General features: G+C 66.9%; 17 protein-coding genes. 7 read left to right on the top strand and 10 right to left on the bottom strand.

Annotated features, from left to right (window positions below):
* The first annotated feature begins 277 nt into the window (after positions 1-277).
* The 5 genes from C5O79_RS16320 to acnA all read left to right on the top strand — a co-directional run bounded on the left by C5O79_RS16320 (position 278) and on the right by acnA (position 7,451).
* Positions 278-1,264, top strand: coding sequence for a malate dehydrogenase (locus tag C5O79_RS16320; protein WP_046549914.1), 987 nt, complete (start codon positions 278-280; stop codon positions 1,262-1,264).
* Between the two features lie 189 nt (positions 1,265-1,453).
* The gene (locus C5O79_RS16315; protein ID WP_046549915.1) at positions 1,454-2,461 is read left to right on the top strand and encodes an aldolase/citrate lyase family protein; all 1,008 of its coding nucleotides are present in this window, start codon (positions 1,454-1,456) and stop codon (positions 2,459-2,461) included.
* Between the two features lie 230 nt (positions 2,462-2,691).
* Positions 2,692-3,207: a hypothetical protein gene (locus C5O79_RS16310; RefSeq protein ID WP_046549916.1), complete on the top strand. Its 516-nt coding sequence runs from the start codon at positions 2,692-2,694 to the stop codon at positions 3,205-3,207.
* Between the two features lie 22 nt (positions 3,208-3,229).
* Positions 3,230-4,681 carry a bifunctional 2-methylcitrate dehydratase/aconitate hydratase gene (locus C5O79_RS16305; RefSeq protein WP_122475320.1) on the top strand — a complete coding sequence of 484 codons (1,452 nt, stop codon included), beginning with the start codon at positions 3,230-3,232 and terminating at the stop codon, positions 4,679-4,681.
* A 52-nt stretch (positions 4,682-4,733) separates the two neighbouring features.
* Positions 4,734-7,451 carry an aconitate hydratase AcnA gene (gene acnA / locus C5O79_RS16300; RefSeq protein ID WP_122475318.1) on the top strand — a complete coding sequence of 906 codons (2,718 nt, stop codon included), beginning with the start codon at positions 4,734-4,736 and terminating at the stop codon, positions 7,449-7,451.
* Between the two features lie 122 nt (positions 7,452-7,573).
* Here acnA and C5O79_RS16295 read toward each other — a convergent pair whose 3' ends face one another.
* The 4 genes from C5O79_RS16295 to C5O79_RS38135 all read right to left on the bottom strand — a co-directional run bounded on the left by C5O79_RS16295 (position 7,574) and on the right by C5O79_RS38135 (position 9,424).
* Positions 7,574-8,011, bottom strand: coding sequence for a DUF1801 domain-containing protein (locus C5O79_RS16295; protein WP_122475316.1), 438 nt, complete (start codon positions 8,009-8,011; stop codon positions 7,574-7,576).
* Positions 8,008-8,439: an SRPBCC domain-containing protein gene (locus C5O79_RS16290; protein WP_122475314.1), complete on the bottom strand. Its 432-nt coding sequence runs from the start codon at positions 8,437-8,439 to the stop codon at positions 8,008-8,010. The genes C5O79_RS16295 and C5O79_RS16290 overlap by 4 nt, the downstream gene beginning before the upstream one ends.
* The gene (locus C5O79_RS16285; protein WP_034180131.1) at positions 8,439-8,762 is read right to left on the bottom strand and encodes a metalloregulator ArsR/SmtB family transcription factor; all 324 of its coding nucleotides are present in this window, start codon (positions 8,760-8,762) and stop codon (positions 8,439-8,441) included. The genes C5O79_RS16290 and C5O79_RS16285 overlap by 1 nt, the downstream gene beginning before the upstream one ends.
* A 74-nt stretch (positions 8,763-8,836) precedes the next feature.
* Positions 8,837-9,424, bottom strand: a complete 588-nt coding sequence (locus C5O79_RS38135) for a hypothetical protein (RefSeq protein ID WP_163009019.1) — start codon at positions 9,422-9,424, stop codon at positions 8,837-8,839.
* Between C5O79_RS38135 and C5O79_RS16275 the strand changes: the two genes are divergently transcribed.
* Positions 9,411-11,144 (top strand): S53 family peptidase, encoded by a 1,734-nt coding sequence (locus tag C5O79_RS16275; RefSeq protein ID WP_131931476.1) that lies wholly within the window; start codon positions 9,411-9,413, stop codon positions 11,142-11,144. The genes C5O79_RS38135 and C5O79_RS16275 overlap by 14 nt on opposite strands.
* Positions 11,145-11,199: 55 nt before the next feature.
* On the opposite strand, the gene C5O79_RS16270 is transcribed toward C5O79_RS16275, so the two are convergent.
* From C5O79_RS16270 to C5O79_RS16250, 5 genes are all read right to left on the bottom strand, one after another.
* Positions 11,200-12,618 carry an MFS transporter gene (locus C5O79_RS16270; RefSeq protein WP_174242135.1) on the bottom strand — a complete coding sequence of 473 codons (1,419 nt, stop codon included), beginning with the start codon at positions 12,616-12,618 and terminating at the stop codon, positions 11,200-11,202.
* A 222-nt stretch (positions 12,619-12,840) separates the two neighbouring features.
* On the bottom strand, positions 12,841-13,677 hold the full coding sequence (locus tag C5O79_RS16265) for an ABC transporter permease (RefSeq protein ID WP_027791109.1): 837 nt from the start codon (positions 13,675-13,677) through the stop codon (positions 12,841-12,843).
* 37 nt (positions 13,678-13,714) lie between these two features.
* Complete coding sequence (locus tag C5O79_RS16260) at positions 13,715-14,971, bottom strand: ABC transporter permease (RefSeq protein WP_046550015.1); 1,257 nt, start codon at positions 14,969-14,971, stop codon at positions 13,715-13,717.
* A gap of 102 nt (positions 14,972-15,073) precedes the next feature.
* Positions 15,074-16,120 (bottom strand): ABC transporter substrate-binding protein, encoded by a 1,047-nt coding sequence (locus C5O79_RS16255; protein ID WP_039358217.1) that lies wholly within the window; start codon positions 16,118-16,120, stop codon positions 15,074-15,076.
* A gap of 78 nt (positions 16,121-16,198) precedes the next feature.
* Complete coding sequence (locus C5O79_RS16250; protein WP_047850284.1) at positions 16,199-17,305, bottom strand: ABC transporter ATP-binding protein; 1,107 nt, start codon at positions 17,303-17,305, stop codon at positions 16,199-16,201.
* A 108-nt stretch (positions 17,306-17,413) separates the two neighbouring features.
* On the opposite strand from C5O79_RS16250, the gene C5O79_RS16245 reads away from it, so the two are divergent.
* Positions 17,414-18,937 (top strand): PLP-dependent aminotransferase family protein, encoded by a 1,524-nt coding sequence (locus C5O79_RS16245; RefSeq protein WP_039358212.1) that lies wholly within the window; start codon positions 17,414-17,416, stop codon positions 18,935-18,937.
* Between the two features lie 27 nt (positions 18,938-18,964).
* Here C5O79_RS16245 and C5O79_RS16240 read toward each other — a convergent pair whose 3' ends face one another.
* Positions 18,965-19,999, bottom strand: coding sequence for a lipase secretion chaperone (locus C5O79_RS16240; RefSeq protein WP_122475308.1), 1,035 nt, complete (start codon positions 19,997-19,999; stop codon positions 18,965-18,967).

The raw sequence follows: 19,999 nt of genomic DNA, 5'->3' as shown, positions 1-19,999 counted from the left end.
CCGCACTTTTAAGTCCACTCAATTTCCGCAAAACATCTGTCTTATATAAGACATATGATACCGTTTGACTTTGAGCCGGACGGCTCCTACACTCCGGGTCGAGCAAGGGTTCGCGGGTGCAAAAGCGCGTCCCCGGCTACGTGCCACGGCCGTCTCCAGGTTCACCGCGTCTGCCATCGCGAGTCCTCCGCCCTGCTTCAATGCAACACTCAGCACAACGCGCATAAAATGGCGTTTTCGCGAGTGTCCAACGCTTCACCCGTCTTGGAGATTTTCAATGGCTAAGCCCGCAAAGCGCGTTGCCGTCACCGGCGCCGCAGGTCAAATCGCTTACTCCCTGCTGTTCCGCATCGCGAACGGCGACCTGCTCGGCAAGGACCAGCCGGTCATCCTGCAACTGCTCGACCTCCCGCAAGCCCAAGGCGCCGTCAAAGGCGTCGTGATGGAACTCGACGATTGCGCGTTCCCGCTGCTCGCGGGCGTCGTGATCACCGATGATCCGAAGGTCGCATTCAAGGATGCCGACGTCGCACTGCTGGTCGGCGCACGTCCGCGCTCGAAGGGCATGGAGCGCAAGGACCTGCTGTCGGCAAACGCAGAAATCTTCACGGTCCAGGGCGCCGCGCTGAACGAAGTCGCGAGCCGCGACGTGAAGGTGCTGGTCGTCGGCAACCCGGCGAACACGAACGCCTACATCGCGATGAAGTCGGCACCGGATCTGCCGAAGAAGAACTTCACGGCCATGCTGCGCCTCGACCACAACCGCGCGCTGTCGCAACTCGCAGCGAAGTCGGGCAAGCCGGTCGCATCGATCGAGAAGCTCGCCGTGTGGGGCAACCACTCGCCGACGATGTACCCCGACTTCCGTTTCGCGACCGCCGAAGGCGAATCGCTGCTGAAGCTGATCAACGACGACGTGTGGAACCGCGACACGTTCATCCCGACCGTCGGCAAGCGCGGCGCGGCGATCATCGAAGCGCGCGGCCTGTCGTCGGCGGCATCGGCAGCGAACGCAGCGATCGACCACGTGCGTGACTGGGTCCTCGGCACGAACGGCAAGTGGGTCACGATGGGCATCCCGTCGGACGGCTCGTACGGCATCCCCGAAGACATCATCTACGGCGTGCCGGTCGTTTGCGAAAACGGCGAATACAAGCGCGTCGAAGGCCTGGAAATCGACGCATTCTCGCGCGAGAAGATGGACGGTACGCTGGCCGAGCTGCTCGAAGAGCGCGATGGCGTCGCCCACCTGCTGAAGAACTAAGCATTGCGCACCTCGCCGGGCTGCCCTCGGGCAGCCCGGTTTCGGCACGGGCCGGCATGCCGCCGGCCCGGCCGACCGATCCGATCCGCGCACGTTTTGCCGCCCCGCCCCGCGCCCGCCGCGCACCGGCCCAGAACGCGCCCGAATCCGATTTTCTCCACGTTGACCCGCTTCCCTGACGTAGACGAGATGGCCGCGCTCACTCCTGCACAAGTGCTGTACGACGGGGCGTCCCCGCCCGCGATCCTGCCCTGCTGCGATCACTACGCGGGCAGCGAAAAGCTGATGCGCAAGTCGCTCGCGCTGCAGGCCGAGCTGGGCCCCGTGTTCGACATCACGCTCGACTGCGAAGACGGCGCCGCCGTCGGCCAGGAAGCCGCGCACGCGGCACTCGTCACAGAGCTGCTCGGCAGCGACGAGAACCGCTTCGGCCGCGTCGGCGTCCGCATCCACGATTTTTCCCATCCGCACTGGCGCGACGACGTGCGCATCGTGCTGCGCGCATCGCGTGCCCCCGCCTACGTCACGCTCCCGAAGATCGCGAGCGCCGCCGATGCCGCCGAAATGACCGCGTTCATCGAAGGCACGCGCCGCGAGCTCGGCATCGCGCAGCCGATTCCCGTCGACGTACTCGTCGAGACGCACGGCGCGCTCGCGCACGCGGCCGCCCTCGCCGCGCTGCCGACGGTCGGCACGCTGAGCTTCGGGCTGATGGATTTCGTCTCCGCGCACCATGGCGCGATTCCCGATTCCGCGATGCGCTCGCCGGGCCAGTTCGAGCATCCGCTCGTGCGCCGCGCGAAGCTGGAAATTGCCGCGGCCTGCCACGCGCACGGCAAGACGCCGTCGCACAACGTGACGACCGAGGTGCGCGACATGAGCATCGTCGCCGGCGACGCACGCCGCGCGCGCGACGAATTCGCGTTCACGCGGATGTGGAGCATCCACCCCGCGCAGATCCGCCCGATCGTCGACGCATTCGCGCCGCGCACCGACGAGGTCGTGCTGGCCGCCGAAATCCTGCTGGCCGCGCAGGCCGCCGACTGGGGCCCGACGCGCCATGGTGATACGCTGCACGATCGCGCGAGTTACCGCTATTACTGGTCGGTGCTGCGCCGCGCACGGGCCACCGGCCAGCCCGTGCCGGCCGAGGCCGCGCCGCTGTTCGGCCCGGCCGCCGAGGGCAGCGCGCCGTAAGCGCGCGCCGCCGGCCGATACACGAGTTTCATGCATTCGACGAGGCGCGAACCGGATAGAGGTTTGCGAAACGACAAAAAACGTAACGGAGCCCGAAAACCTGATATACACGCGGCCAAATAGGTGAAAATAGCGGCCGCTGCGCGCTTTCGGGGCGCGTGCAGTTTCAAACCGGCCGGCAGCGCAGATTGCCGGCCCTTGTCAACTGATTATCGAAAGGTTCTGACTCCATGAAGAAACTCCTGATCGCTACCGCCATCGGCGCCTTGTCCGCCACGATGCTGGTGTCGGCTCCGAGCGCGTTTGCCCAGGGTACGGCCACGACGACCGCGAAGAAGGCAGCGGCCAAGCGCCCGGCGCCGGCCAAGCGCATCATCCCGCGCAGCAAGAAGGCGCAGGCACGTGCCGCAGCGAAGGTCGATCCGGTACCGGACGGCGCAGTCAAGTGGTCCTGCAAGGAAGGCCTGTCGTTCGACCTCGCCGGTGACATGAAGCGCGACCAGGTCGTCACGGTTCACTGGGCGAAGAAGAACTACAAGCTGCCGCGTCAGGCCACGACGACGGGTGCCGACACGTTCTACGATCCGGCCGCAGGCTTCAAGCTGATCGTGATCCCGACCAAGGCGATGCTGTTCTCCGACGCGAACGGCGGCGAACGCCTCGCAGACGAATGCGTGACGCCGGAAATGGCGCAAGGCACGCCGGCACCGACGCAGTCGAACGAGCTGAAGCCGGCAACGAACTAAGCGCGTTCCCATCGGCCCCTCGATGTCCGCCCCGGTCTCCAACGTCCGCCCTGCTCCGGATACGGTACTCGTCGATATCGTCGACTACGTGCTGAATGCCGGCATCGACAGCGCGCTCGCGCTGGAGACGGCGCGTCATTGCCTGATCGACACGCTCGGATGCGGACTCGAGGCGCTGTCCTACCCTGCCTGCACCAAGCTGCTCGGCCCCGTCGTGCCGGGCACGATCGTGCCGAACGGCGCGAAGGTGCCCGGCACGTCCTTCCAGCTCGATCCCGTCCAGGCCGCCTTCGGCATCGGCGCGATGATCCGCTGGCTGGACTTCAACGACACCTGGCTCGCCGCCGAATGGGGTCATCCGTCCGACAATCTCGGCGGGATCCTGGCGACGGCCGACTGGCTCTCCCGCACGGCCCGCGCGGCCGGCCGGAAGCCGCTCACGATGCGCGACGTGCTGGTCGCGATGATCCAGGCCCACGAGATCCAGGGCTGCCTCGCGCTCGAGAATTCGTTCAATGCGGTCGGGCTCGACCACGTGCTGCTCGTGAAGGTCGCGTCGACGGCCGTCGTCGGCAGGCTGCTCGGGCTCACGCGCGACGAGCTGATCAACGCGGTGTCCAACGCGTTCATCGACGGACACGCGCTGCGCACCTACCGCCACGCGCCGAACACGGGCTCGCGCAAATCATGGGCGGCCGGCGACGCCACCTCCCGCGCGGTGCGCCTCGCGTTGATCGCGAAAACGGGTGAAATGGGCTACCCGTCGGCGCTCACCGCCAAGACCTGGGGCTTCTACGACGTGCTGTTCGACGGCAAGCCGTTCCGCTTCCAGCGCCCGTACGGCACGTACGTGATGGAAAACGTGCTGTTCAAGATCGCGTTCCCCGCCGAATTCCACGCGCAAACGGCCGCCGAGGCCGCGCTGCAGCTGCACGCGCAGCTCGCCGCCGCGGGCCGCACGACGGACGACATCAGCCGGATCACGATCCGCACGCACGCGGCCGCGATCCGCATCATCGACAAGCAGGGCCCGCTCGCCAATCCGGCCGACCGCGACCACTGCATCCAGTACATGGTCGCCGTGCCGCTGCTGGTCGGCCGGCTGACCGCGGCCGACTACGAAGATTCGGCCGCCGCCGATCCCCGCATCGACGCGCTGCGCGCGAAGACCGTGTGCGTCGAGGATCCGCAGTTCACGAAGGATTACCACGACCCGGACAAGCGCTCGATCGCGAATGCACTGACGATCGAGTTCACGGACGGGTCGAAGCTTGCCGAGGTGGCGGTCGAATACCCGCTCGGCCATCGGCGGCGCCGGACGGAAGGCGTCCCGCTCCTGGTCGAGAAGTTCAGGACCAACCTTGCCCGCCGCTTCCCGGCCAAGCAGCAACAAGCGATTCTCGACGTGTCGCTGGACCAGGCAAAGCTCGAAGCAATGCCGGTCGATGAGTACGTCGACTTGTATGTGATATAGCCGTCATCTACAGGACACGTAGTTTCCTAGCCTTAAACCCAGGAAAATCACCATGGCCCACAATCTCCACAAGACCCTCAAGGAATTCGACAGCGGTTCCGGCAAAGGCAAGTTCTACTCGCTGCCGCAGCTCGGCAAGGAACTGAAGACGAAGATCGAACGCCTGCCGGTGTCGATCCGTATCGTGCTCGAGTCCGTGCTGCGCAACTACGACGGCAAGAAGATCACCGAAGAGCACATCCAGCAGCTCGCGAACTGGAAGCCGACCGACAAGCGCGTCGACGAGATCCCGTTCGTCGTGTCGCGCGTCGTGCTGCAGGATTTCACGGGCGTGCCGCTGCTCGCCGACATCGCGGCCATGCGCGGCGTCGCCGAGCGCACGGGCAAGAACCCGAAGAAGATCGAGCCGCTGGTCCCGGTCGATCTCGTCGTCGACCACTCGGTGCAGATCGACTACTTCCGCCAGAAGGACGCGCTCGACCTGAACATGAAACTGGAATTCCAGCGCAACAACGAGCGCTACCAGTTCATGAAGTGGGGCATGCAGGCATTCGACACGTTCAAGGTCGTGCCGCCGGGCGTCGGCATCGTCCACCAGGTGAACCTCGAATACCTCGCGCGCGGCGTCCACAAGAAGGCGGACGGCGGCGACACCGTGTACTACCCGGACACCCTCGTCGGCACGGACAGCCACACGACGATGATCAACGGCATCGGCGTGGTCGGCTGGGGCGTGGGCGGCATCGAGGCTGAAGCCGGCATGCTCGGCCAGCCGGTGTACTTCCTGACGCCGGACGTCGTCGGTGTCGAGCTGAAGGGCAAGCTGATCGAAGGCGTGACGGCCACCGACCTGGTGCTGACCATCACGGAAATGCTGCGCAAGGAGAAGGTCGTCGGCAAGTTCGTCGAATTCTTCGGCGAAGGCACGAAATCGCTGTCGCTGCCGGACCGCGCGACGATCGGCAACATGGCGCCGGAATACGGCGCGACGATGGGCTTCTTCCCGGTCGACGAAAAGACGATCGAGTACTTCGAAGGCACGGGCCGCACGAAGGCCGAAATCGCCGCGTTCGAAAACTACTTCAAGGCGCAGAAGCTGTTCGGCATCCCGAAGGCCGGCGACATCGACTACACGAAGGTCGTCACGCTGGATCTGACGACGGTCGCGCCGTCGCTGGCCGGCCCGAAGCGCCCGCAGGACCGCATCGAGATCGGCCACGTCAAGTCGACGTTCACCGACCTGTTCTCGAAGCCGGTCGCGGAAAACGGCTTCGCGAAGAAGGCAGAAGACCTCGGCGCGCAATACACGACGAGCAACGGCGTCGACGTGAAGAACGGCGACATCCTGATCGCCGCGATCACGTCGTGCACGAACACGTCGAACCCGAGCGTGCTGCTGGCCGCCGGCCTGCTCGCGAAGAAGGCGGTCGAGGCCGGCCTCACGGTCGATCCGAAGATCAAGACCTCGCTCGCGCCGGGATCGCGCATCGTCACCGAGTACCTGACGAAGACGGGCCTGCTGCCCTACCTGTCGAAGCTCGGCTTCGAAGTCGCGGCCTACGGCTGCACGACCTGTATCGGCAACGCGGGCGACCTGACGCCGGAGCTGAACGAAGCGATCACGAAGAACGACATCGTCGCGGCGGCCGTGCTGTCGGGCAACCGTAACTTCGAGGCACGTATCCACCCGAACATCCGCGCGAACTTCCTCGCGTCGCCGCCGCTGGTCGTCGCCTACGCGATCGCCGGCAACATCACGCGCGACCTGATGACCGAGCCGGTCGGCAAGGGCAAGGGCGGCCGCGACATCTACCTCGGCGACATCTGGCCGACGAGCGAAGAAATCCACGCATTGCTCAAGTTCGCGCTCGACCCGAAGAAGTTCGAGGACAACTACTCGAAGCTGACCAAGAAGGGCGACCTCTGGAGCAAGATCGAGGGCGAATCGGGCCAGGTCTACGACTGGCCGAAGTCGACGTACATCGCCGAGCCGCCGTTCTTCGGCAACGACTTCTCGATGGAACCGGCTGCATCGATCCCGACGGTCAACGGCGCGCGCGCACTGGGCATCTTCGGTGACTCGGTCACGACCGACCACATCAGCCCGGCAGGCTCGATCAAGGAAGACTCGCCGGCAGGCAAGTGGCTGAAGGAAAACGGCGTGCAGAAGGCCGACTTCAACAGCTACGGCTCGCGCCGCGGCAACCACGACGTGATGATGCGCGGCACGTTCGCGAACGTCCGGATCAAGAACCTGATGATCCCGGCGAAGGCAGACGGCACGCGCGTCGAAGGCGGCCTGACGATCCACCAGCCGAGCGGCGAACAGCAGTCGATCTACGACGCGGCGATGCAGTACGTCGCAGCCGACACGCCGACCGTCGTGTTCGCGGGCGAAGAGTACGGCACGGGCTCGTCGCGCGACTGGGCCGCGAAGGGCACGCAACTGCTCGGCGTGAAGGCCGTGATCGCACGCAGCTTCGAGCGCATCCACCGCTCGAACCTGGTCGGCATGGGCGTGCTGCCGCTGCAGTTCAAGGGCTCGGACAGCGTCCAGTCGCTCGGCATCACCGGTGAAGAAACGTACGACATCGAAGGCCTCGGCGACGACTTCAAGCCGCAACAGGACGTCACGCTCGTGATCCATCGCAAGAACGGCGAATCGCAGCGCGTGCAGGTGCTGCTGCGTATCGATACGCCGATCGAAGTCGACTACTACAAGCACGGCGGGATCTTGCCGTTCGTGCTGCGCTCGCTGCTCGCAGCGTAAGCGCCCTGCACCTTGCAGGTGCCGCAGCCGCCTCGCGGGCGGTTGCGGCCGATTTGGATGCCCGACCTCGTGTCGGGCATTTTTTTGCCTGCGCTACGCCGCGTGACCGGTCATGCGGCGCGTCATGCCGCCTTGTCGGCCCGCGCCTTCGTGCCTGGGCCCGCTCGCCGCGCGTTCTTCTTCAGATGCGTGCGGTTGTATTCGATCGCCGCGCGCACGAGGTTCTTCAACGCCCGCTTGTCGATCCGGTCGCCTTCGAAAAAATCGATCGCGCGTCGCGCATTGCCGTCGAGGCCGTCGTTGAACAGCTGGTCGGGATCAGGGAGCTGCGCGCCGTGCATGAAGGTCAGCTTCACCTTGCCCTTGTGCGCGTTCGCGACCGCGATCATCCCGTCGCATTCCCACACGGGGCTGCCCATCCATTTCCATTCCTCGACGATGCCGTCGTCGGACGCGAGGATCGTCTGGCGCAGATCGGCGAAGGTCTTGCCGCGCCAGTCGGCGATGCCGGCAATCAGCGCGTCGATGCGCGCCGACGGCGTGAGGTCCGTTGTGCTCATGCGCGGGCCTCCGTTGCTTCGTCCGGGCGCGCCAGCACCTGTTCGAGCGACTCGAAGAACCGGGCCCAGCCATGCTGCGCGCCGCGGTACGCCTGCTCCTGATCCGCGCGGAAACCGACCTGCTCCATGCGCAGGTGCGTACCGGCCGCCGTCGGCGTGAGCGTCCACGTGACGACGCTTTCGAGGCCGTACGCAGCCCACGTGTAGGACAGCGTGCGCGGCGGTTCGATCGTCAGCACCGTACAGTCGACCGAGCCCCAGTCCGCACGGAAGCTGAAGGCGCGGCCCGCGACGGGCTCGAAGTCGCTCTTCATCAGCCACGCCTCGATCAGGTGCGGCTGCGTGAGCGCGCGCCAGATCTTCTCCGGCGGATGAGGCAGCTCCCGGTCGACGACGACGGAGCGCGTTTCGGTAGTGGCCTGGTTCATTACTGATCCATCCTTTTCAGAAGATCTTCGAGGGCATCGAACCGGTTCTGCCAGAAGCCGGCCATCTGGCTCGTCCAGTCGATCAACGGGGCCAGCGCTTGAGGCTGCGCGCTGTAGTGCGTCTGCCGGCCTTCGTGACGGTCATTCACGAGCCCGGCCTGCTTCAGTACACCGAGGTGCTTCGACACGGCCGGCTGCGAGACGCCCGCATGGGCCGTCAGCGCGGCTACCGTCAGTTCGCCCTCCTCGCACAGCCGCTCGAAAAGCGCGCGGCGCGTCGGATCGGCAAGCGTCCTGAAAAGCATGTCGTGAGCATTCTGCATATCGTCCAAAATCCATAACCCGATGGTTATGGATTGAAGCATATCCGCTGATCGACACGCGTCAAGGCGGAATTTCACGAACGACGCCGCGCGATCTTGCGCGAGCCGGCTGTCCGCCTCGCCGAGGTGTCCACGCCGCCGAATTCGAGCCCTTCCTCTAATCCGCAAATGCCGCATGCGATCCGAAAGTCGCCTGCAAGACTGCCGGAAGCACCGTTCCACAATTCGGGAAACGTTTGCGATCGCCGCCCCCTTTTCTTGTGCACGCGCGCATCCGTTCCTGCCGTGTCGCTGCGTTTGACCACATAGTGCGACGCGGCACGCGACAACGAGCGGTCGCGCGCGATCCGCTCACGCGACGATCCGCTCCGTGATCGCGCACGTTTCGATGCCGCGACGAGCAACTCGTGCGCGCGAACGTCGCGCGTGGCCGCGCTGTCGTGCCGCGAACCGGTTCCGTTCGCCATGCTCACCATCGCACGCGCTTCGGGCACCGCGCCTGCATCGGCACGCGCCGATGTCAGAACTGACAGCTGTGGAAAATGGCAGCTACCCGAACGACATCGACGCCCTACGCTCGTCACCGCTCGCGGCCCCACAAGGGCCGGGGGTTCCAGTAACGTCGCCTCTCCTAAAAAAGGACTCCCGATGAAAAGGAACACCTGGTTTGCCCTTCCCCTTCCGTCGCCCCGCCGCCTCGCGTGCGTGGCACCGTTCGTGTTCGCCGCCGCCGCGGCGCATGCGACGACGGATTGGGTCGATACGCATACGAAGGCCTTTCTGACCGGCCCGCAGTTGATGGCGCGCAGTGCGGCGCCGTCGCTCGAACTGGCAGGCGGTGAAACGGCCAACGTCGTCGTCAGCCTGCAGCTGCGCAACGCCGCGCAGCTCAAGCAACTGGCGCGCGACGTGAACCGGCCCGGCAGCGCGCATTACCGCCAGTACCTCACGCACGAGCAGTTCCTCGCCAACTACGCGCCGACCGATGCGCAGGTCAAGTCGGTCGTCGACTATCTGCACAAGAGCGGCTTCGTGAACGTCGAGGTTGCACCGAACCGCCTGCTGGTTTCCGCCAGCGGTACGGCCGCCACGGTGAAGACCGCCTTCAACACGTCGCTCGTGCACTTCGACTACGCGGGTCACTCGGGCTTCGCGAACACGTCGACTGCGCAGGTGCCGCGCGCGCTCGGCGACGTCGTCGGCTCGGTGCTCGGGCTGCAGAGCGTCGCCCACGCGCGGCCGCTGCTGCGCATCGGCAACGTGTCGAAGCCGCAAGCGCTCGCGGCCGGCACGGCGACCGGCCACTATCCGAAGGAATTCCCGGGCCTCTACAACGCGACCGGCGTGCCGACCGCGGCCGGCGTGACCGTCGGCATCATCACGATCGGCGGCGTGTCGCAGACGCTGCAGGACCTGAAGCAGTTCACGTCGAGCAACGGTTACGGCGCGGTCACGACGCAGACCGTCAAGACCAACGGCTCGGGCGGCAGCTACACCGACGACCAGGACGGCCAGGGCGAGTGGGATCTCGACAGCCAGTCGATCGTCGGCTCGGCCGGCGGCCAGGTCGGCAAGCTCGTGTTCTACATGGCCGACCTCAATGCGAGCGGCAACACGGGCCTCACGCAGGCGTTCAACCGCGCCGTGTCGGACAACACCGCGAAGGTGATCAACGTGTCGCTCGGCTGGTGCGAGACCGACGCGAGCGCGGACGGCACGCTCGACGCCGAGGAGCAGATCTTCACGACCGCCGCGGCGCAAGGCCAGACGTTCTCCGTTTCGTCGGGCGACGAAGGCGTGTACGAGTGCAACAACCGCGGCTATCCGGACGGCTCGAACTACACGGTATCGTGGCCGGCATCGTCGCCGCACGTGCTCGCGATCGGCGGCACGACGCTCTACACGACGTCGTCGGGCGCCTTCTCGAACGAGACGGTATGGAACGAAGGGCTCGACGGCAACGGCAAGCTGTGGGCGACGGGCGGCGGCGTCAGCACGATCCTGCCCGCGCCGTCGTGGCAGTCGGGCAGCAACCGCCAGTTGCCGGACGTCGCGTTCGACGCCGCGCAAAGCACCGGCGCGTACATCTACAACTATGGCCAGTTGCAGCAGATCGGCGGCACGAGCCTCGCCGCGCCGATCTTCACCGGCCTCTGGGCGCGCCTGCTCGCGGCGAACGGCACGGGCCTCGGCTTCCCGGCCGGCAACTTCTACGCGGACATTCCGTCGCATTCGTCGCTCGTGCGCTACGACGTGGTGTCGGGGAACAACGGCTATCAGGGGTATGGCTACAACGCAGGCACCGGCTGGGATTACACGACCGGCTTCGGCAGCCTGAACATCGCGAACCTCAACCAGCTGATCAAGTCGGGCGGGTTCTGAGCGAAGCGTGAAGGCCGGCGCGCGGCGGTGGTTGCCGCGCGCCGGCTTGTCTCTCCTACTCCGCAGCCGGCTCCTTCACGCGTTCCGGCGCGGCCGGCACGCCCGCGCGATGCGACGGCGCGAACAGCCGCAATCCGCTCGCGATGCTCGCCGCTCCGGCGAAACCCGCACCGAGCATCAACGCGAGCGTCGGCCCGTGGCGCCCCGCGATCCCGAACGACAACGCGACGAGCGCCGCGCCCGTCGCCTGCCCGATCAGCCGCGCGGTCGCGATGATCCCGCTCGCACCGCCGCTGCGCTCGGGCGGCGCACTCGACATCAGCGCCTTGAGGTTCGGCGACTGGAAGAAACCGAAGCCCGCGCCGCACAGCATCATCCGCCAGCCGATGTCGATGACGCCGGGCGCCGCCGGCAACGCGGCGAGCGACACCATGCCCGCGCTCAGCAATGCCAGACCGATCGCACCGAGCAGACCCGGCGGATAGCGATCCGACAAGCGCCCCGCGATCGGCGCGGCGAACGCGACGATCGCCGACCACGGCGTCATCAGGAACCCCGTCTCGACCGCGTTGCGATGCAGGACGGTTTCGAAATAGAACGGCAGCGACACGAACGCGAGCCCCTGCGCGGCAAACGCACACACGGCGGTCAGCGCTGACAGCGTGAACACCGGCCGGCGAAACAGGTCGACCGGCAGCATCGGCGCCGGGTGCCCGGCCTGGCGACGGATCAGCAGCCAGCCGAAGGTGAGCGCAACCGCGGCCGACGCGAACACGATGGAAAGCGGCCCGCGCTGCGCGAATTCGCCGAGCGCGAAGATCAGCGACGCGAACGTGATCACGTTGAACAATGCGGCGACCGGATCGAACACATGCTTGCCGCGCGCCGTCTGCGGCAGCGACGGAATCGCCACGGCAAGCGCGAACACGCCGAGCGGCACGTTCACCGCGAACAACCACGGCCATGCGGCGACCGACAGGATCAGCGACGCGATGGTCGGCCCCACCGCGAACGACACGCCGACCACGAGCGCGTTGAAGCCGACGCCACGGCCGAGCCGGTGTGCGGGAAACAAGCCGCGGATCAGCGCGACATTGACGCTCATGATCGCGCTCGCGCCGAAGCCCTGCACGATCCGCGCGGCCGTCAGCATCGGCAGCGTCGACGCGAGCGAGCAGCCGAGCGACGCGAGCGTGAACACCGCGAGCCCGGCGACATACACGCGCTTGTGGCCGACGATGTCGCCGAGAGACGCGAACGGAAGCAGCGTCGCGACCATCGCGAGCTGGTACGCGTTGATGATCCAGACGGACGCGGCCGGCGATGCATGCAGGTCGGCGGCGATCGCGGGCAGCGCGGTGTTCGCGATCGCGGTGTCGAGCGTCGCGAGCGCGACGGCCAGCAGCACGGCGGACATCGCACGCCAGTTGACGGCCGGCTCATGGGCGCCGGCGGGGGAAGCGAATTCGGACAAGGTGAGGCTCGGCTGACGAGCGACGCATTGCGCTGCGTCGCGGATTGGACTCGCGGCGGCGTTCCGGACGCACCGCACGGAACGCACACCGCCGCGCCCCGTATTGTTGCAGAGCCGCACCGAACGTGCAGGCGGCCGCCTCGTCAGTCAGCGAAATGAAAGCAAAATGCGTCGCCGAGCAGTACGCACGGCAACGCAGGCGCGGAAGGCAAGCTCGCTGCGTCAGCTCACCGCGCGCCGCGCATTGCGACCGCGCAGCCATTCGAGCGCCAGCAGCAGGCTCGTCGAGAAGATGATCAGGATCGTTGCGAGCGCAGCGATCGTCGGGCTGATGTTCTCGCGGATGCCCGTGAACATCTGGCGCGGCAGCGTCGTCTGGTCCGCGCCCGCGAGGAACAGCGTGACGACGACTTCGTCGAACGACGTCGCGAACGCGAACAGCGCGCCCGACATCACGCCCGGCGCGATCACCGGCAGCGTCACGCGGAAGAACGTCGACACCGGATTCGCGCCGAGCGACAGGCTCGCGCGCACGAGGTTCTGGTTGAAGCCCTGCAGTGTCGCGGCCACCGTCGTCACGACGAACGGGACGCCGAGCGCCGCGTGGGCGGCGATCAGCCCCGTGTAGGTGTTCGCGAGCCCGAGCGGCGCGAAGAACAGGTACATGCCGACGCCGACCACGACGACCGGCACGATCATCGGCGACAGCAGCACGGCCATCAGCAGCCCCTTGCCGCGGAAGTCGGCCTTCGTGAGACCGATCGCGGCGAGTGTGCCGAGCACGGTCGCGACGACGGTCGCCGACGGCGCGACGATGAAGCTGTTCTTCGCGGCCATGCGCCACTCGTCCGATGCGATCAGGTTCTCGTACCAGCGCATCGAGAAGCCCGGGATCGGATAGACGAGGAACGTGCTCGACGAGAACGACAGCGGCACGATCGCGAGCACCGGCAGGATCAGGTACAGCAGCGTCAGCACGACGAGCACGCGCAATGCGACGTACCACGCGCGCTCGACGAACGACATGTGCGGCGCGAACAGCGGCCTGGCGAGTTTCATGGTTCGAATCCCCTTCCCGTATCGTTGCACGCGGCGCTCAGCCGAGGCTCACGTTGGTGCGCGTGAAGCGCCCGTACACCGCGTACAGCACGAGCGTCGCCGCGAGCAGCAGCCCGCCGAGCGCGCACGCCATGCCCCAGTTAATCGTCACGTTCGTGAAGTACGCGACGTAGTAGCTGACCATCTGGTCGTTCGGCCCGCCGAGCAGCGCGGGCGTGATGTAGTAGCCGATCGCGAGGATGAACACGAGCAGCGCGCCCGCGCCGACGCCCGGGTAGGTCTGCGGCACGTACACGCGCCAGAACGCGGCGAACGGATGGCTGCCGAGCGAGACGGCCGCGCGCTGGTAGGTCGGCGGGATCGACTTCATCACGCTGTACAGCGGCAGGATCATGAACGGCAGCAGGATGTGCGTCATCGAGATGTACACGCCGACGCGGTTGAACAGCAGCGTCAGCGGATGCGAGATCAGCCCGCTGCCGATCAGCGCCGTGTTGATGAGCCCTTCGCTCTGCAGCAGCACGATCCACGCGGCGACGCGCACGAGCACCGACGTCCAGAACGGAATCAGCACGAGGATCATCACGAGGTTCGCGCGCCGCTCCGACAGCGTCGAGATCCAGTACGCGAGCGGATAGCCGAGCAGCAGCGCGAACAGCGTGACGGCGACGCCGATCACGAACGTGCGGCCGAAGATCGCCAGGTAGATCGACTGGTCTGGGTCGGCCTGCACGACGTGGCCGAAGCCGTCCTGCTTGTGATCGAGCGCGGCGAGCAGGTAGAACGGCGAATACGCGCTGCCGTTCTTCGCGATCGCCTGCCAGTACGCGGCATCGCCCCAGCGCGAATCGAGCTCGACCAGCTTGTCGCGCGTCTGCGCGGGTGTCAGCGCCGCATCGTTGTCGCCCTTCAGCGGCATCGCGCGCGCCGTCTTCGCGACGAGCGAGCGATAGCCGGGAATCTCGGTGTTCAACCGCCGCGCGAGCGCACCCATCGCCTCGCTGTCGGCCACCTTCGTCATGTCGGCCGCGAGTGCGACATACGCGGCGTCGGCCGGCGGCGCCTTGCGGTCCCAGCTCGACAGCGCCCTGACCGTGTTCGGCAGCGCTGCGGCGATCTCGGGGTTCTGCACCGCGCGCGTGAGCAGCGCGCCGATCGGCACGACGAAAATCAGCAGCAGGAAAATCGCGAGCGGCGCGACCAGCAGCAGTGCCATCGTGCGCTTGCGGGCCTCGGCAGCCTTCAGCTCGCGCTTGAGCGCGGCGTTCGACGGCGAGGAAGGCGCGATCGTCATCGTATTCAACGGTTCTCTCCGGCCGGGCACGATCCGGCGGCAGGCCGCGCGACACGATCGACGCGTCGCGCGGCCGGTTGCATCAGGATGCCTGAACGACGGTTACTTCGTCGCCCACGCGGCGAAACGCTGCTCGAGCTCGTCGCTGTGGTCGGTCCAGAAGCCGATGTCTTCCAGCACCGCGTTCTTGCCGTTGGCCGGCGAGTTCGGCAGGTTCGCGAGCGTCTTCGCGTCGAGCGACTTGATCGCCGCGATGTTGGTCGGGCCGTACGCGATGTGCTGCGCGTAGCCCTGCTGCGGCTTCGGCGTCAGCGTGTACGCGATGTACTGCTCGGCCAGCGCCTTGTTCGGCGAGCCCTTCGGAATCGCCCAGTAGTCGAGGTCGTAGATGCTGCCGTTCCACACGACCTTCAGGTTCTTGCCTTCCTTCTGCGCGGCGTCGATGCGGCCGTTGTACGCGGTCGACATCACGACGTCGCCGGCGACGAGGAACTGCGGCGGCTGCGCGCCCGCTTCCCACCACTGGATGTACGGCTTCAGCTCGTCGAGCTTCTTGAACGCGCGATCCTGCCCGGCCTTCGTGCCGAGCACCTTGTACACGTCCTTCGTCGGGACGCCGTCGGCCATCAGCGCGAATTCGAGGTTGTAGCGTGCGCCCTTGCGCATGCCGCGCTTGCCCGGGAATTTCTTCACGTTCCAGAAATCGGCCCAGCCGGTCGGCGCCGATTTCAGCTTGTCGGCGTTGTACGACAGCGCCGTCGACCACACGAAGAAGCCGACGCCGCACACCTGCGGCGATTCCGGAATCAGGTCGGATTTCTTCGCGATCTTCGACCAGTCGAGCTTCTCGTACAGCCCTTCGTCGCAGCCGCGGTTCAGGTCGCCCGATTCGACTTCGACCACGTCCCAGTTGACGTGCTTCGCCTCGACCATCGCCTTCACTTTCGCCTGCTCGCCGTTGTATTCGACGGCCGTGACCTTGTTGCCGGTCGCCTTCTCGAACGGCTGGTTGAACGCGGCCTTCTGTGCGTCGCCGTTCGCGCCGCCGAAGTTGACGACCGTGAGTTCGGCAGCCGATGCCGATGCGCCGACGACGGCGAGCGCCAAAGCCAGCGCGGTGCGCCGTGCGGTAATGCGTGCTCGGTTCATGATGGTTCCTCTCCTCTCGTGGTGGAAGTGGGCAGTTGTTGTTGACGACGTGCTACGGAAAATCGGGGGAAACGCGGCTCATGCGAACACGCGCAGGTGTTCGGGCGAGAACGCGAGCGCGACCGGTGCGCCGGGCGAGAACGCATCGAGCGCGCCGGTGCCGAGCGGCACCTTCACGAAGCATTCGTCCTGGCCGGGCAGCGCGCAACGCATGCGCACGTGGTCGCCGAAATAGATGAGGCTGCGCGCCTCGCCGCTCAGCTGGTTGGCGGCCGAGCCGTTCGCGTGCCCGTTCGCGCCGTGCGCGGCGAGGCTCATGCGTTCGGGGCGGATGCACGCGACGGCCGGCGCCCCCTCGGCTGCATCGCCGATGCGGCGGCCGACGAGTTTCGTGCCGTCGTCGAGCCGGAATTCGCAGAATTCGCCGTCGACGCGCGCGATGGTGCCGCGCAGCCGGTTGCTGTCGCCGATGAAGTTCGCGACGAACTCGTTGCATGGCGATTCGTACAGGCGGTCGACGGTATCGAGCTGCTGCACGATGCCCTTGTCGAACACGGCGACGCGATCGGACATCGTCAGCGCCTCGCCCTGGTCGTGCGTCACATACACGAAGGTCACGCCGAGTTTTTCGTGCAGCGCCTTCAGTTCGTACTGCATGTGTTCGCGCAGCTGCTTGTCGAGCGCACCGAGCGGCTCGTCCATCAGCACCAGCTTCGGCTCGAACACGAGCGCCCGCGCCAGCGCGATGCGCTGCTGCTGGCCGCCCGACAACTGCGCCGGGTAGCGTTTCGCGAAGCGCTCCATCTGCACCATCTTCAACGCGTGCGCAACGCGCTCCGCGCGCTCGGCGGCCGGCAGCTTGCGCACGGTCAGCGGATACGCGACGTTCTGCTCGACCGTCAGGTGCGGAAACAGCGCGTAGTTCTGGAACACCATGCCGATGTTGCGCTTGTGCGGCGGCACGCTGTTCAACAGCTCGCCGTCGAGACGGATCTCGCCGCCGGTCGGGAATTCGAAGCCGGCCAGCATCATCAGGCAGGTGGTCTTTCCCGAGCCGGACGGCCCGAGCAGCGTCAGGAATTCCCCGCGGTGGATATCGAGGTCGAGCGATTTGACGACCAGCGTTTCGCCGTCGTAGGTCTTCCGCACGCCGCGAAAGCTGACGATCACATCATCGGACTTCATCGTGGCTGTCCCCTTGCTTCGCGACAATTGATTTTGAGATGCGAGCCACTATACGGCGCGCACGGTTCTATACTAGGGAACCATTTCAATATTCCAAGTAGGACCACTTTGGATACCGTGATCCTCGCCGACTGGCTCTCCGCCCGCCTCGACCGCGGTTCGCCCGAGCCGATGTACCGGCAGTTGCTGCAACAGATGCAGCAGGCCATCCTGACCGGGGAATTGGGGCCAGGAACAAAGCTGCCGAGTTCTCGCACGCTCGCGGCCGACCTGTCGATCGCGCGCAATACCGTGCTGCACGTGTACGACCAGCTGACGGCCGAAGGCTACGTGCTGACGACCACCGGCAGCGGCACCTATGTCGCGGACACGCGGCCGGACGCCGCCGCGATCCTCGTGCCGGGCGCCGCGCCGCCGCCGTCGAGCGCCGATGAACCGCCGCTGCCGGACGCGCAGGGCAGCCTGTCGATGCGCGGCCGGCAACTGATCGAGCATGCGGGTGTGTCGCGGCGCCAGTGGGGCGCGTTCATGCCGGGCGTGCCGGACGTGTCGGAATTCCCGAGCCGGACGTGGAGCCGCCTGCAGGCGCGGCTGTGGAAGGAAGCGAATCCCGAACTGCTGACCTATGCGCCGGGCGGCGGCTACCGGCCATTGCGGCGGGCGCTCGCCGATTACCTGCGCGTCGCGCGCTCGGTCAAATGCTCGCCGGACCAGGTGATCATCACGACGGGCATCCACCAGTCGATCGATCTCGCGGTGCGGCTGCTGTCCGACATCGGCGATCGCGCATGGGTCGAGGAGCCGTGCTACTGGGGCGTGCGCAGCGTATTGCAGGCGGCCGGTCTCACGCTGACACCGGTGCCGGTCGACCAGGAAGGGCTCGACCCGCGGGCCAGCGACATGCAGCATCCGCCGCGGCTCGTGCTCGTCACGCCGTCGCATCAGTACCCGCTCGGGATGGTGATGAGCCTTGCGCGACGCCGGATGCTGCTCGAATACGCGCGCCAGCACCGCTGCTGGATCATCGAGGACGACTACGACAGCGAGTTCCGCTACGGCAGCCGCCCGCTTGCATCGCTGCAGGGGCTCGACGACGGCGGCCGCGTGATCTACGTCGGCAGCCTCGGCAAGATGCTGTTCCCGGGGCTGCGGATGGGCTACATGGTCGTGCCCGAGCATCTGGTCGACACGTTCCGCACCGGGCTGTCGGAGCTGTACCGCGAGGGCCAGCTGATGCAGCAGGCCGTGCTCGCCGAATTCATCATGGACGGCCACCTGACTTCGCACGTCAGACGAATGCGCACGCTGTACGGCGAGCGTCGGCAACTGATGATCGACGCGATCCGCACGCGCTTCGGCGACGCGCTGCCCGTGATGGGCGACGAGGCAGGCCTGCATCTCGTGCTCGGCCTGCCCGACGCCTGCGACGATCGCGCGGTCACGCAGAGCGCGTTCGACGCGGGCGTGATCGTGCGCCCGCTCACCAGCTATTACAGCAGCCTCGACACCGCGCGGCGCGGCCTGCTGCTCGGCTATGCATGCGTCCCGCACGAAGGCATCGGCCCTGCGTTCGACACGCTCGCGAATACCATCGAGCGACACCTGCCGCAGGACCTCACGCGCGCGGCATAGCGGCGGTCATGCGCCGCGCCACCCGCATTACCGGGCGCTGCCCGCCCCGCGATCGAGCGATGCCGCGCGCACCGCTTCGCCGGGCTTCGTGAACACGCGCTGCCGCAGCGCGGCGATCTGCGCGTCGCGATCCTGCGGCGTCAGGCCCGCCGACTCGATCTGCGCACGCTGGGCCGCATAGTCCGCATAGCGGCTCTGCCACGACGCGTCGTCCTGCTGCATCTGCGCGACGCGCGCAGCGGCCTCAGGGCCGAGCGTCTGCGTCAGTTGCGCGCGCATCGCATCGGGCGTCGCCCCGCTCTTCTGCAATTGCGCGATCTGGTCGATCGCCGCCCGCTGCCGGTCGATGCGTTGTTGCGCCGCGCGTTCGTCGGCAGGCATCTGCTGTTCGAGCGCGGCGAGCCGCTCGGCCTTCTGCGCATCCGTCAGCGTCCGATCCTGCGTGATCTTCAGCCGCGCGAGGTCGTAGCGCTGCCGCCACTGCTCCGCACCGAAAAACGGCTGGCTCCACTCACCGAGCGTGCGATATGCAATCGACGCGCGCTGGTCGAGCGCGAGTTGCAGCGCGCCGAGGTCGGACTTGTCGACCGCGCCGGCATCGCGCAGTTTCGCGAGTGCGTCGAGATAGGCGCGATAGCGATGCCATACGTCGAGCGCTTCGGCCTGCGCAACGGTGCCGTCGAGTTGCGCGGCAATCTCGCGCACGACGAACGCATCGAGCGCGGGCGCGCTCAGGTCGCTCTGTGCGGTCAGGCAGTAGTCGAAGAAATCGCGCACCGCACGCGACTTCGCGAGGTGGCCGCCGGCATCGAGCGGCAACCGGGGCGCGCTGGAGCCGGCCAGTGACGGCGGCAGGCCCGCGCTTGCCGGCACGGCGGCCTGCGGCGGTGCGGCAGCCAATCCGCCTGCCACCGGCGCATCCGGCGCATCGCCGGCAGCGCCTGTCCCGCGATGCCAGCCCGCACCGCTCCACATCGCCGCGCCGGCAATCGCCGCCAGCCCCACGACACCATAAATCATGGCGCGCCGCGCCAGCGGCGCGCGTCCTTCACGTACCGTCAT

Origin of the sequence: Burkholderia sp. SRS-25 (assembly GCF_004343765.1) — a bacterium.
Lineage (GTDB): Bacteria > Pseudomonadota > Gammaproteobacteria > Burkholderiales > Burkholderiaceae > Burkholderia > Burkholderia contaminans.
Note: the sequence above shows the minus strand (reverse complement) of the source record. Positions and strands in the feature narration are given on the sequence as shown.

Bases quoted from the DNA above. Each gene is read 5' to 3' on its own strand.
- C5O79_RS16290 (WP_122475314.1), bottom strand. From the start codon at position 8,439: ATGAACCAGGCCACTACCGAAACGCGCTCCGTCGTCGTCGACCGGGAG.
- C5O79_RS16265 (WP_027791109.1), bottom strand. From the start codon at position 13,677: ATGAAACTCGCCAGGCCGCTGTTCGCGCCGCACATGTCGTTCGTCGAG.
- C5O79_RS16310 (WP_046549916.1), top strand. From the start codon at position 2,692: ATGAAGAAACTCCTGATCGCTACCGCCATCGGCGCCTTGTCCGCCACG.
- C5O79_RS16305 (WP_122475320.1), top strand. From the start codon at position 3,230: ATGTCCGCCCCGGTCTCCAACGTCCGCCCTGCTCCGGATACGGTACTC.
- C5O79_RS16320 (WP_046549914.1), top strand. From the start codon at position 278: ATGGCTAAGCCCGCAAAGCGCGTTGCCGTCACCGGCGCCGCAGGTCAA.
- C5O79_RS16260 (WP_046550015.1), bottom strand. From the start codon at position 14,971: ATGACGATCGCGCCTTCCTCGCCGTCGAACGCCGCGCTCAAGCGCGAG.
- C5O79_RS16295 (WP_122475316.1), bottom strand. From the start codon at position 8,011: ATGAGCACAACGGACCTCACGCCGTCGGCGCGCATCGACGCGCTGATT.
- acnA (WP_122475318.1), top strand. From the start codon at position 4,734: ATGGCCCACAATCTCCACAAGACCCTCAAGGAATTCGACAGCGGTTCC.
- C5O79_RS16285 (WP_034180131.1), bottom strand. From the start codon at position 8,762: ATGCAGAATGCTCACGACATGCTTTTCAGGACGCTTGCCGATCCGACG.
- C5O79_RS16240 (WP_122475308.1), bottom strand. From the start codon at position 19,999: ATGACGGTACGTGAAGGACGCGCGCCGCTGGCGCGGCGCGCCATGATT.
- C5O79_RS16275 (WP_131931476.1), top strand. From the start codon at position 9,411: ATGAAAAGGAACACCTGGTTTGCCCTTCCCCTTCCGTCGCCCCGCCGC.
- C5O79_RS16255 (WP_039358217.1), bottom strand. From the start codon at position 16,120: ATGAACCGAGCACGCATTACCGCACGGCGCACCGCGCTGGCTTTGGCG.
- C5O79_RS16315 (WP_046549915.1), top strand. From the start codon at position 1,454: ATGGCCGCGCTCACTCCTGCACAAGTGCTGTACGACGGGGCGTCCCCG.
- C5O79_RS16250 (WP_047850284.1), bottom strand. From the start codon at position 17,305: ATGAAGTCCGATGATGTGATCGTCAGCTTTCGCGGCGTGCGGAAGACC.